Origin of the sequence: uncultured Veillonella sp. (assembly GCF_934230905.1) — a bacterium.
GTDB lineage: Bacteria > Bacillota > Negativicutes > Veillonellales > Veillonellaceae > Veillonella.
Map to the genome: position 1 here is coordinate 1 of NZ_CAKQFJ010000042.1, position 12,234 is coordinate 12,234.

Genomic DNA, 12,234 nt, shown 5'->3' on the forward strand with positions numbered 1-12,234 from the left:
CTTTTATCATTTTTTTGAACGCTATCTTGATCAATAGACCAAGTGATGCCAGCACTATCTTGACCAAATACTTGCCAATTAACAGCACTAGCAGAACCAAAACCGAATGCACAAATTGCAGCAGCCGCTAAACATGTACCTAATAATTTTTTCATATATTTCACCTCGTATAAAATCAAATTTCTTTTATTATATAAGTATTAAATGTATTTTGTGTGAAAGCTAATTTTTTGAGCTACCTTTACATAAAAGGTACTGCGCCCTACACCGTGTCGCTCAATAAAGCCTTCTTCCACAAGTTCTTTCAAGGCTTTCTCTACGGTAGATACAGCAATATCTGGTTGCTTGTCAAGAATACCTGACTTTGTAATCTTACCAAGAGTACTACTAATAATTGTTTTTATACGATCCTTTGCAGATAATGATGTATTGAACAGTTCAATGCGGCTTTCAAAATCACGATACGCTGCCAAGATAACACGGAGCACATATTTTACAAAAGGAACCACATCCTCATCCCCTGTATGCCAACCTGAGCTAGATTGAGCCAGCGCCACATAATAACTATCCTTTGTACGCTCAATTTTTTGCTCTAAACTGATAAACCTACCTATCATATAACCATTTTGATATAACAACAATGTCATCAATAGTCGACTCATACGCCCGTTTCCGTCATTAAAAGGATGAATGCACAAAAAATCGTGTATAAATACAGGAATCACAAGCAAAGGATCTACTAATTTATCGTTCAATACAGAAGTAACACTATTACAAATTTCATCCATAGCAATAGGTGTTGCATAAGGGTCTAATGATTTGAATCGTTCTATCTCACGACCATCAGCAAGTCGCTCAATAATCGAATTCTGTACATTTTTAAACTGACCACCTATCCCCTTATGGGAATACGCATACAAATCTCGATACAACTGCAATACGATTTGACTCGTCAAGTTAATGTACTCGTAACTTTCATGCACCGTATTCAACACATCGCGATAACCCATAATCTCTTCCTCATCCCGATTACGAGGCGATGTCTTATCCGCCACCAATGACCGAATCCGAGCCTTCGTCGTCACAATCCCTTCGATTCGGTTTGACGACTCCACACTCTGTACCTTCGCAATATTTACCAATCGAGCCACACTACTAGGCCTCTGAGATACAAACAAATCCTGCCGTCCCTTATACTCATGAATCCGTGAAAGCAACGACACAACCTCGCCATCCCATAGACAATCCATTAACCGCCGATAATCAAAACTACGCATTCCGCACCACCTTATCCCTACTTACATTACTATCCCCTAATTTTAACATAATATAGGGGAAAATAATACTAATGTAGAATAAAAGAAACCTCGCTCTGAATATGTTGCTAAGGTAGGCTGGGAAATGAATGGTGTCTAAAAACCGACTTTACCTTCACTGTGAATTTCGATTCTCGAAATCTTACGTTCAGGACTAAGTGATGTGTGGCTCCCATACGTCGCTATACTCCTCTGTTAGCTCAAACCCTACTTATGGGCCTGCATTACTTCTGCCCCTATTGTATCTTTTTCAATTTTCATAGGTTTTTGTTTTTCGTTGCTACTCAACAAAGCTACACCGGATTGACTATATACCGTTGCATTCACTTCTGTCCAAGTGCTGTCTGGACGGTTAATTTCAACGGTATAGATATAAGTATATCCGTCTACATTATTAGCTTTCACCAAGATACGAGCCATAGAATCTGTTTTAAATACGGATGAATTATCAATAAACCATGCAGAGTCATCCGCATCCGCATCAACATAGTACCAATCAGCGGCATGAGCTACGCCAAAGCCACCAGCAAATATACATCCTGCTGCCATAATAGCAGCTAACCATTTTTTCATCATTCTATCCTATTCTATTCTTCGCTTTCAATTTCAGATGCAGGAATCACAGCAATGCTAGCGACTTTATCACCTTCATCGAGATTTTGTGTTTTCACACCAGAAATGGCTTTGCCTTTTTTCACAGCAATGTCATTCATGTTAAAGCGAATAATCTTACCTTGTTCAGAAATTAACATCACTTCGTCATCATTGTGAACGACTTCAACGGCTACTACATCGCCAGTTTTATCGTTAATGCGGAAGTTCTTTGTACCGATGCCGCCGCGTTTTTGTACATTGTACGCATCCGCTTCGTTGCGTTTACCATAGCCTTCTTCAGAAATAGTGAACACTTGTGCTTCGCTTTCATCAGACTCAAGAACACCAGCGCCTACAACAACGTCGCCAGTTTTCAACTTGATGCCACGAACGCCATGAGCCGCACGTTTCATGAGACGAACATCCTCTTCATTGCAACGGATGGCCATACCAAGTTTCGTACCAATTAAGATATCTTGGTTGCCTGTCGTTACGATAACGCAAATCAAGCGGTCCCCTTCGTCAAGGTTGATTGCATTGAGGCCGGAACGACGGATATTGCGGTATTCTTCGATTGCCGTACGTTTTACAACACCGAATTCAGTAACCATAAATAAGTTTACATTTTTATGGATACGTTCAAGATCAATCATAGTCGTAACGGATTCACCTACAGCCAATGGCAATACGTTAACCATAGCGGTACCACGAGAGTTACGGGAACCTGCTTCTGGCACTTCGTACGCTTTGAGACGATATGTACGACCAGTGGACGTGAAGAACAACAATGTATTATGCGTGCGAACATGCATAATTTGTGTTACATAATCGTCTTCTTTCGTCTTCATGCCGATAACGCCAGCGCCACCCTTATGTTGGTTGCGATATACGTTTGCGTTCATGCGTTTGATATAACCTTGTTTAGTCAAGGTAATTACCATTTCTTCGTCAGCGATAAGGTCTTCTACATCAAGGTCGGATGTATCGATAGTGATTTCAGAACGACGAGGGTCGCCGTATTTTTTCTTCATATCTTCCAATTCGTCTTTGATGATTTGACGTTGACGCGCTTCGCTAGCCAAGATAGCTTTCAAGTCTTCAATCAATGCCAATAATTCCTTGTACTCTTCTTCGATTTTTTCGCGTTCCAAACCGGTTAAACGGCGTAAACGCATGTCGAGGATGGCTACCGCTTGTTTTTCTGAAAGCCCGAATTTTTGCATCAATGCGTTACGTGCGATTTCGTCAGTTTGAGAGCTGCGGATTGTCGCGATAACTTCATCGATGTGGTCTAGGGCAATCAACAAGCCTTCCAAGATGTGAGCACGCGCTTCGGCTTTATTAAGCTCGAATTGAGTACGGCGTACGATAACATCGAGACGGTGATCTAAGTAATAACCCAATACTTCTTTCAAATTCAATACGCGAGGATGACCATCCACGAGAGCCAACATAATCACGCCGAAAGATTCTTGTAATTGAGTATGTTTATACAATTTATTAAGAACGATATCTGGTTGCACGTCAGCGCGCAATTCGATAACGATGCGCAAACCTTGACGGTCAGATTCATCGCGAAGTGCTGTGATACCATCGATTACCTTGTCACGGCTCAAGTTCGCAATCGTTTCGATGACACGAGCCTTGTTAACTTGGTATGGAATCTCAGTGACTACGATTTTATGCTTGCCCTTCGCCATTTCTTCAATGGTTGCACGAGCGCGCATCTTAACGCTACCACGACCTGTGGAGTACGCTTTTTTAATGCCGTCACGGCCCAAGATAAGCGCCCCAGTCGGGAAGTCAGGGCCTTTGATTTGTGTCATCAATTCGTCCACAGTTACATCTGGATTATCGATAAGCATTTCAAGGCCATTACAAACCTCATTAAGGTTGTGCGGCGGAATATTGGTCGCCATCCCTACGGCGATACCGCTGGAACCATTGATGAGAAGATTTGGAATCTTCGCTGGCAATACGGTCGGTTCTTGCAAGCTTTCATCATAGTTCGGCATGAAATCAACAGTTTCCTTGTCGATATCAGCAAGCATTTCTTGCGTAATTCTCGCCATACGTACTTCGGTATAACGCATCGCAGCAGCACTATCGCCGTCAATGGAACCAAAGTTACCATGGCCGTCTACCAAGAGGTAGCGCGTATTGAAATCTTGCGCTAAACGAACCGTTGCGTCGTAAACGGAACTATCACCATGTGGATGATACTTACCAAGAACGTCACCGACGATACGAGCAGATTTCTTATATGGTTTATTTGGCGTCATGCCTGTTTCGTGCATCGCGTACAAAATACGACGATGTACTGGTTTCAAGCCATCACGCACATCTGGAAGAGCACGCATTACGATTACGGACATCGCATAATCGATATAGGCGTTCTTCATTTCTTTATCAATCTGAACGGGATGAATATTCCCATGGGACCATTGTTGGTCTGCCACAATCTCACCTCATTTTACTAACACTGATTACAATTCATCATATTATTATAGCATTTTTAAGGGGTGAACGCTATTGTTATCGAGATTTTTGGTGAAAGTATACTCCAATTGTTACAGATTTTATTTCACACACATATATTTATCTATTTAAAAATACACCTATCCTTGTTACAATAATTTTGTTTTTATTCATTATTCTATGAACTTTTATAAATAGAATGTACAGAGAGGAGATACATATGGATAATCAGAATTCAAAATTTCACTTACCCAAAATTCCAGCCATTATCTGGATACAATTATTGCTACTCGCTATAGGTTATGCCTTTTATTCAGCAAACCGTTTATCCTTTGGTGTCGGTTTAAAAGCCATCGCTGCGCAATTAGCATTAACGCCAATCCAAGTCGGTACATTAGGTACTATTTTCACATTAGGCCAAGCGCTCATCGATATTCCCGCTGGATACCTAGCCGATAAATTTGGACGCAAACGCTTGCTTGTATCAAGCATGGTTTTCCTAGGTATCATGACTGCTATCGTAACAAAAGCTAGTGATGTCATTCAGGTTGGTCTAGCTCGTACTATTTTCGGCATGGCAGAAGGTATGTGGAATATTGTTATGTACTCTGTAGCTGGATCCATCTTTCCAGCTGCCCGGGCCATGTTAAACGGCCTCATGATGACCTTCTATGCCATCGGCGCCTATGTAGGTCCTACATACTATGGATATAATCTTTCACAAACAGGAGAATGGACACAAGGTCTATTTAATATCGGTCTCGTTACCATCGCATTCGGTATCTTGCTGTTCTTTGGATTCCGTAAAAAATACACCGACGTATCCACCGATGTTAAGGGCATGCATCTCGTTGAGGCTGTGAAAGCGGTGGGAACAAACAAAATCGTGTGGCTCGCTGTTGCCATTCAAATTCTAAATATCGTTCCATACTGGGGCTTTGCCTCCATGGGGCCATACCTATTCATGACCTTCAAAGGTTTTAGTGCCGCTGAAGCAGGACAATTCTTCGGCATGGTGTATGGTATCGGCGGTTTATCTGGCGTTGTACTCGGTTTCTTCGCAGATAAATTTGGCCGTAAACCAACTATTATCACCTTAGCACTATTAAATGCAATCTGCGGCATTCTAATTTTCCACTTCATCCCTAAAACAACCGTACTGCTCTACATTGTTGGTGCTATTATGGGCATCGGTCTCCATGCCATTTATGTACTGGGATATACCATCGCACAAGATGGTGTTAGCCATAAACAAATTGGACTTGCCACAGGACTTGTAGGCGCTTCTAGCTATTTTCTCTCCTTCTTTTCAGGTCCATTCATGGGTTGGCTCACGAGCACATGGGGCCATATGATTGCGCTAGACATCGTCGTTGTTGCTTTTGAAGCTGTACTCGTAGTGGTAGCAATCATTATGAAAGAAACGCAAAAGAAACATTCTACAATCATCGAAGAAAAATAAAAATTCATATAGATATCTCAACACCTAAAAAGGACGTGCAAATCAGATTGATTTACACGTCCTTTTTATCATATCATCAGCAGTTGTTTCCATTTTGGAAATAACTGCTAACGCATCTTGAACATATTGTTGTATTACTCCTCAACACTAATGATCGAATCCAGCTGATTCATCCTAAATTCTTCTACCACATCCATAAATGCTTTGTTATGTATAGGATTTTCAGTCATCCCAAACAAATGGCTTTTACAATCGCAATCGGAGCAGCCAAATTTAGGCACGCTCCACCCCGCAATGGCACGCACCGCATCAGCCAACGCACATTCCGCATCCTGCCGACTCGTCCTAATCGGTAGGCCTGCTATCATTTCGCAGTGACCACGGAAGTAGTCGAGGTGCCAATGCATTTTCTTACGTTTCCGTTTATGGCGTACAATACGTTTCGTAAGGTTTGCCTTGGCGGAGCCGACATACATGTAATAGCCCGCATTAAAATGCATCATCCCTTTAGAACCAATTTCGAGGTCTAAGTCGTGATCAAGATGCATCACCATCACGTACACACCGCTATCGTATGCTTCGCTATCAAGGATATAACTCGGATAGGTACATTCTCGTGTCACGGTAGGCATGGTGAAAGTCTCGTCCCACGCTACTGCAACGGCTTTCCAATCTAACGAAGGAGCTACCTCTTTAAAAGTGCGCGCAAATTCTAAATCTGTATGATAATCAGGTAAGAACCATTGTGCCTTATCCCACTGCACAAGGAAAAGAACCCCTGTGTGGTAGCCTTCGTTTTGAAGTTCCTTTAAGTGCAATAAATGTTTACGACCACGTTCTGTAATAGCATCAGGGAACATGGCACCGGTCTTAGAAAACAACGTACAGGATTTCACCTCTAAAAGGAATTCTGCCCCCTCATCATTGGTGAGCAATATATCAAAACGCGATGTTGTACCATGTAGTTTTACGGTATATTCCCGCCGTACAACACGCCACTGTTCCCAACCAGGAATGAGTTTATTTTCAATTAAATACTGCGCCACATCATTGCTATAATTGGTATCGAGCATGATTACTACGCCGTCACGCTCAATACCTACCACGCGGTACTTCGTTTTTGCATCAGACTTATCATGGGGCACAATATACATCGTTACGCCGGTAAACAACAGTTCCCACATACGACCTGGGTTAGGTAAATGAGCGAGTACGCTTTCACCATTAAGATTCAAAGTCACCACAAAGCGGTTGGGACGGCCGGTATAGGTTGCTTTCAAAATTGTATCATATAGAACCTTCATCGTTCCTCCTATATCAAGATAATTCTAAGTTCATTATACAACAAAACGGGCCACTCCAAAGAGCAGCCCGCTGGGAGGCGTCATATGACAGGTTCCGATACTACCATATGACTAGTGATAAGATATACATCGCATGACAGCAATAGTTGTGCTAAACACAAATCAAATAAATTTGTCTATGTATGAGCGATATGTTGTTTTATTGCAAATCTTTACTTTGCGTAGAGACTTCACTGGCAGAGGTAAAGCTTGCCAATGGAGCATCACCAGCGCCTAAGATTACCTTATTCGCTACTAGCGCATTAGCTGCCGTTTTAACTTGTTCCAAAGTAAGGCCAGCGCGAGGTCCACTAATTGTAATCGATGCGCTTTTGCCATTGACTGTAGAAAATTTAAGATATACCACACGTTTATCAGCCATGTTGGGCACTCCTTTCTAATTCATATACATAGGGATGGGAATGAAATTGTGAGTGATTCATAGGATTTGGATGACTAAGAACCCTCACGCAGTCATTACTGGCTAAGAATTAGGTCTTAGCATAGATTAATGACCAAGGGATACTTCGTTGACGCGTACTACGTCAGCAATAGTGTTCTCATAGAGACCCGCTAATGCGGTGCCGACGATTTTAACCGCATCATCAGTAGCGTCTTCAGCAACGCGTGTGAAAGCGACGTCTTTATATTTCGGTTTATCTTCTGTACCGACATTAAAACGTAACACTAACTTTGTGCGTTTTAGTTCAGCCATCTGATCACCTCCTTTCACCTATATACATTCCAAAAAGAGGCCCATGACAAGCAAATTCGTTCAAAAAAGAGGAATAATATTTTTGCCCATGAAAAAACGACCCCAAATCAAGATTTAGAGCCGTACTTTTGTATTTAGTTTCACGTGAAACAGTGGGAAAAATTTAAATTTTTGTATCTTGAGACACATTATTTTCTATGGAAATGTATTATACTTAGTTCATACAGTCACGATAATCATAGTTTTATCGTTGATAGAAACTCAATATAACACAATACATGTTAATATTAGAGACTTTCACAATTATTTTCACAGTATACATATATGATAGAATATAAGTAGTTCATTACAATTTAGAGGGGATTACAATGGCTCAAATTGCAGGAAATTTACAACGAATTAAAAACGGTCAACGCCGTTATGCTATTACACCACGCATTCCAGCGGGTTTTATCCAACCGGATCAATTACAAAAATATATTGATGTGGCCAACAAATTTGGTGCTGTCCTTAAATTAACAGGCAGCCAACGCATTATGATTACAAATTTGAAAGCTGAAGACGTAGATGCAGCTTGGGACATGCTCGGCATGGAACCAGCTTACATGGTGTCCAACCGCGTGCGCAGCGTCAAGATTTGCCCAGGCACAACGTTCTGTAAACGTGCTAAACAAGACAGCGTACATCTTGGTATGCAATTGGAACGCAAATATTTATCCCAAGAAATGCCTAGCAAGATGAAAATCGGCGTGTCCGGCTGTATTAATTCTTGTACTGAAAGCCGCATGAAGGATGTGGGCGTTATCGGTTCTGTTGAGGGCTGGAGCGTTTATGCTGGCGGCAGTGGCGGTGCGCATCCACGCATTGGCGACCTCATTGCAGAGGTAACAACAGAAAAAGAAGCCCTTGCACTTGTAGACCGCATCATCGAATATTACAAAGCAAATGCACAAATCGAACGAATGGGTGAATTTATCGATCGTATCGGATTAGACGCTTTCAAAGAAGCTGTATTGGGCGACCTTGAGGGGGCTCCTACCGAAACAAAAACAGCAGAACCTGTTGTGAACTTACCAGGTCACGGCAACGACCCAGAAGTTGAAGCACCACGCCTAGAACCAGGTCAACCAATTACACCGGATACCATTATCCGCGACATCGTAGATATGTATCCAAATACAGTACCTGTACTACAAAGCATTGGTATGGGGTGTCTCGGTTGTCCATCCTCCACAATGGAACCATTATGGCAAGCAGCTGAAATCCACGGCGTTAACGTTTACGACTTAGTCAATAAATTAGAAACTGCCCGCAAAGGTGCATAATTAATTTCTATACTAAAACTTATACATTCGAGTATATATTTGGACCTATGTAACTACATAGGTCCCTTCCCCATTATCATAAAAAAATTATACAAAGGAGTTTATTATGTCCGCATTTTTAGGTCACATTCACTACTGGTTATATCGTAAAATTCAATTACTTGTAGAGCGTGAAAACTTAATTCTTGAAAAAACGACAAAGGTCGTTGATGATCTTGCTGATGAGTTACACGCCATCTCCGTAGATACGTACGGCGAACCAATCAATCCTAGCATTCCATTGGAAAACATTATCGATCACAACAATATTCATGGTTGGTTGGCAAACCAAATCAATATCGCCTCCGTGCGCGAAGCGGCTTTCATCAAAGATCTGCTCGATACAAATGCTGATGAAAATGCGATTCATGTAGTAACGGCAATTCTCGACGCCTTCGCTGTACAAGGTCAAGCGTGCGGCGTTGTGGCTCAAGATTCCCTTGAAGAACATACGGCACCGGCAATCTATAATGCCCTACAAAACTTCTATGTAAACGGCATGCCTTGCGACGGTGGCGACCAAATCGTTGAGGATAGCGCTGACCGCTTTACATGGGTTGGTGACCACCGCTTACAAGCTAGCTACTGGCGCACAGCAGGTGTTGATCCTAAATTCATGATGCTCGCTTACCAAACATGGTTCGAAGCCTTTGTGAAAGCTATTGATCCTGAATTCGAACTCGTTACTACAGAAGAAAATGGCACACGCTTATATACAATCGCTAAAAAATAAATAGATATTTCTTTCAAAAGTGTAGCTATAAGCACAGAATTGATAAGAAATATCAGTTATAATAAAGCCATAAGTTAAAACCTTACTAACACAAGTATTATATATAGGAGGTGCAGCATTATGGCAGGCACAGTAAAACAAGAATTAGGTTTATTATTCCAAGGCCCTAACTATGTAATCGTAAAAAAAGGTGGCCAAGCTGGTGAAAAGGTGGAAAAACACAATCATCCTGAAGCCAATGTAATTTTTACTGTTGTAAAAGGTAAAGTACAAGTGTTCCTAAACGAAACCGAAGAACACGTACTTGTTCCAGGTGAAGTGCTCGAATTTAATGGCGATAACTACATTCAAGCAACACTTGTTGAAGACAGTGAATTTATTGTAAACCTCATTCATAAGCCCGAATAAAATTATATAGATAAGACCTCCTTTCCTTAGTGTCTATATAAAAAAACACCTATATGTGGTAATCGTTACCGTTTTACGTAACGCACCATATATAGGTGTTTTTTATATGCTATCCCCTAATAACTTACATTCATATCTTAATTTCTATAGAGTACACTGTCGACACTTGCAGACGCTTTTATAAGAGGATATACTAACTATATAAGAGAAAGAGGGAGTCACAACATGACACGAGAAGACTTAGAAGCATATATTCATAACCAATTTGATGATACAACTACAAATACACCTTGGACGCAGTTTCCACATTACAAGGTCTTTCGTCATCAGGAAAATCGCAAATGGTTTGCATTAATTATGAATATCACCACTGATAAATTAGGGTGGTCAAAAATTAAGCCTATCGATGTGTTAAATATTAAATGTGAACCCACTATGATCGGTGCATTTCGTAAAGAACCAGGTATATATGCAGCCTACCATATGGACAAAGCCCATTGGCTGACTGTTTCCTTAGATGGTTCTGTACCTACTGAAAGAATTAAAATGCTCCTCGATATGAGTTATCGATTAACAAAATAAATGATGTTCCACTACACTCGTAACCATATAGATGCACCTACTAACAGTACAGCATATACAATAGCAATGATAATAATATGCATCGATGTAGTCTTTAACATTTGACGGTATAATCCAAGGGAACAAAGCATATAATATATAGCTAATACAGACGTAATAAGGCCCAAAATGGCATGAATGCTAAACGCAATCATGCCAACTCCGATAAGGCTCACTACAACAACAAGCAGTGTACCTATCATGGACAACACAGCTATAGGTAAATCAAATGCCATCGAATAAGAAACAGCAGTAAACGTTTCCTTAAACGTAAGATCACGATTACTAGTAGCTTTCACATAAAAATAGGCCAATATAAGCCAAAGCCCTTTTAAGAAAAACCAGGCAAAAATAAAACCTAAAATCGATACAATTGTATCTAACATGGTTGCAGGCGTAATAAGAAATATGATACCATTTTCCACCACCGACAAACCGACCATACTACCAAGCAACCAATACATAAAAACCAGCGCTTGATCAAACGTGCTGTGCTCCATAACATACGGAATCCCCTTAGACCGCGGATACCGTATCAAATGCCAACAAACCTGCATAAGAGACATCTACAAAACCTCCTTCGCCGCCCTCAATTACAACTAAATCATACCATAACAAACAAATCAACACAAAACACCCTGCGTCGCCCCTGTTCCTTGGTCTAAAAAATTAATATCTATCCCTAATAGAGGAAAACAGCCCCCTCTCGAAAAACAACTTACTCCTTTTCCCTACAGTCTAAAAAAATTATATCTTATGTATGATTGGAAAATAAAAAGACACCCTCCTAAAAACGACTTTTCCAGATGCTGTGGATTTTCCTTCAGAAAATCTTACGCCTCTGGATTAGCGATGTGTGGCGCCCATACGTCGCTACGCTCCTCTGTTAGCTCACACCCTGCGTCGCCCCTGTTCCTTGGTCTAAAAAAATTAATATCTATCCCTAATAGAGGAAAACAGCCCCCTCTCGAAAAACGACTTGCTCCTTTTCCCTACAGTCTAAAAAAATTATATCTTATGTATGATTGGAAAATAAAAAGACACCTTCCTAAAAACGACTTTTCCAGATGCTGTGGATTTTCCTTCAGAAAATCTTACGCCTCTGGATTAGCGATGTGTGGCTCCCATACGTCGCTACGCTCCTCTGTTAGCTCACACCCTGCGTCGCCCCTGTTCCTTGGTCTAAAAAAATTAATATCT

12 protein-coding genes are annotated in these 12,234 nt (G+C 41.1%); 5 read left to right on the forward strand and 7 right to left on the reverse strand.

Features of this window, described 5'->3' with window-relative positions:
* Positions 1–200: 200 nt before the first annotated feature.
* The 3 genes from Q0E20_RS08905 to gyrA form a co-directional block, all read right to left on the reverse strand.
* Positions 201–1,277 carry a Fic family protein gene (locus tag Q0E20_RS08905; protein ID WP_295999191.1) on the reverse strand — a complete coding sequence of 359 codons (1,077 nt, stop codon included), beginning with the start codon at positions 1,275–1,277 and terminating at the stop codon, positions 201–203.
* Positions 1,278–1,523: 246 nt separating this feature from the next.
* Positions 1,524–1,889 carry a hypothetical protein gene (locus tag Q0E20_RS08910; protein WP_367113251.1) on the reverse strand — a complete coding sequence of 122 codons (366 nt, stop codon included), beginning with the start codon at positions 1,887–1,889 and terminating at the stop codon, positions 1,524–1,526.
* Positions 1,890–1,903: 14 nt separating this feature from the next.
* Positions 1,904–4,369 carry a DNA gyrase subunit A gene (gene gyrA, locus Q0E20_RS08915; protein ID WP_295999196.1) on the reverse strand — a complete coding sequence of 822 codons (2,466 nt, stop codon included), beginning with the start codon at positions 4,367–4,369 and terminating at the stop codon, positions 1,904–1,906.
* 239 nt (positions 4,370–4,608) lie between these two features.
* On the opposite strand from gyrA, the gene Q0E20_RS08920 reads away from it, so the two are divergent.
* The gene (locus Q0E20_RS08920) at positions 4,609–5,850 is read left to right on the forward strand and encodes an MFS transporter (RefSeq protein WP_295999199.1); all 1,242 of its coding nucleotides are present in this window, start codon (positions 4,609–4,611) and stop codon (positions 5,848–5,850) included.
* 134 nt (positions 5,851–5,984) lie between these two features.
* Here Q0E20_RS08920 and sfsA read toward each other — a convergent pair whose 3' ends face one another.
* The 3 genes from sfsA to Q0E20_RS08935 form a co-directional block, all read right to left on the reverse strand.
* Positions 5,985–7,154 carry a DNA/RNA nuclease SfsA gene (gene sfsA, locus Q0E20_RS08925; protein ID WP_295999202.1) on the reverse strand — a complete coding sequence of 390 codons (1,170 nt, stop codon included), beginning with the start codon at positions 7,152–7,154 and terminating at the stop codon, positions 5,985–5,987.
* A 199-nt stretch (positions 7,155–7,353) separates the two neighbouring features.
* Positions 7,354–7,575 carry a DUF2922 domain-containing protein gene (locus tag Q0E20_RS08930; protein WP_295999204.1) on the reverse strand — a complete coding sequence of 74 codons (222 nt, stop codon included), beginning with the start codon at positions 7,573–7,575 and terminating at the stop codon, positions 7,354–7,356.
* Positions 7,576–7,701: 126 nt separating this feature from the next.
* Positions 7,702–7,908 (reverse strand): DUF1659 domain-containing protein, encoded by a 207-nt coding sequence (locus tag Q0E20_RS08935; protein ID WP_295999208.1) that lies wholly within the window; start codon positions 7,906–7,908, stop codon positions 7,702–7,704.
* 368 nt (positions 7,909–8,276) lie between these two features.
* Here Q0E20_RS08935 and Q0E20_RS08940 point away from each other — a divergent pair, with 368 nt between their 5' ends.
* The 4 genes from Q0E20_RS08940 to Q0E20_RS08955 all read left to right on the forward strand — a co-directional run bounded on the left by Q0E20_RS08940 (position 8,277) and on the right by Q0E20_RS08955 (position 10,995).
* Complete coding sequence (locus tag Q0E20_RS08940; RefSeq protein WP_295999211.1) at positions 8,277–9,233, forward strand: DUF1858 domain-containing protein; 957 nt, start codon at positions 8,277–8,279, stop codon at positions 9,231–9,233.
* A gap of 106 nt (positions 9,234–9,339) precedes the next feature.
* Positions 9,340–10,005 (forward strand): hypothetical protein, encoded by a 666-nt coding sequence (locus Q0E20_RS08945; RefSeq protein ID WP_295999213.1) that lies wholly within the window; start codon positions 9,340–9,342, stop codon positions 10,003–10,005.
* A 120-nt stretch (positions 10,006–10,125) separates the two neighbouring features.
* Entirely contained in the window at positions 10,126–10,413 is a 288-nt protein-coding gene (locus Q0E20_RS08950) for a DUF1637 domain-containing protein (protein WP_295999216.1), read from the forward strand.
* A gap of 225 nt (positions 10,414–10,638) precedes the next feature.
* The gene (locus Q0E20_RS08955; protein WP_295999219.1) at positions 10,639–10,995 is read left to right on the forward strand and encodes an MmcQ/YjbR family DNA-binding protein; all 357 of its coding nucleotides are present in this window, start codon (positions 10,639–10,641) and stop codon (positions 10,993–10,995) included.
* A gap of 11 nt (positions 10,996–11,006) precedes the next feature.
* Here Q0E20_RS08955 and Q0E20_RS08960 read toward each other — a convergent pair whose 3' ends face one another.
* On the reverse strand, positions 11,007–11,600 hold the full coding sequence (locus Q0E20_RS08960; protein WP_295999222.1) for a hypothetical protein: 594 nt from the start codon (positions 11,598–11,600) through the stop codon (positions 11,007–11,009).
* Between the last annotated feature and the right edge of the window lie 634 nt (positions 11,601–12,234).

Excerpts from the sequence above, each read along its gene's own strand:
- Q0E20_RS08905 (WP_295999191.1), bottom strand. The coding sequence starts at position 1,277 with ATGCGTAGTTTTGATTATCGGCGGTTAATGGATTGTCTATGGGATGGC.
- Q0E20_RS08910 (WP_367113251.1), bottom strand. The coding sequence starts at position 1,889 with ATGAAAAAATGGTTAGCTGCTATTATGGCAGCAGGATGTATATTTGCT.
- Q0E20_RS08920 (WP_295999199.1), top strand. The coding sequence starts at position 4,609 with ATGGATAATCAGAATTCAAAATTTCACTTACCCAAAATTCCAGCCATT.
- sfsA (WP_295999202.1), bottom strand. The coding sequence starts at position 7,154 with ATGAAGGTTCTATATGATACAATTTTGAAAGCAACCTATACCGGCCGT.
- Q0E20_RS08930 (WP_295999204.1), bottom strand. The coding sequence starts at position 7,575 with ATGGCTGATAAACGTGTGGTATATCTTAAATTTTCTACAGTCAATGGC.
- Q0E20_RS08935 (WP_295999208.1), bottom strand. The coding sequence starts at position 7,908 with ATGGCTGAACTAAAACGCACAAAGTTAGTGTTACGTTTTAATGTCGGT.
- Q0E20_RS08940 (WP_295999211.1), top strand. The coding sequence starts at position 8,277 with ATGGCTCAAATTGCAGGAAATTTACAACGAATTAAAAACGGTCAACGC.
- Q0E20_RS08945 (WP_295999213.1), top strand. The coding sequence starts at position 9,340 with ATGTCCGCATTTTTAGGTCACATTCACTACTGGTTATATCGTAAAATT.
- Q0E20_RS08950 (WP_295999216.1), top strand. The coding sequence starts at position 10,126 with ATGGCAGGCACAGTAAAACAAGAATTAGGTTTATTATTCCAAGGCCCT.
- Q0E20_RS08955 (WP_295999219.1), top strand. The coding sequence starts at position 10,639 with ATGACACGAGAAGACTTAGAAGCATATATTCATAACCAATTTGATGAT.
- Q0E20_RS08960 (WP_295999222.1), bottom strand. The coding sequence starts at position 11,600 with ATGTCTCTTATGCAGGTTTGTTGGCATTTGATACGGTATCCGCGGTCT.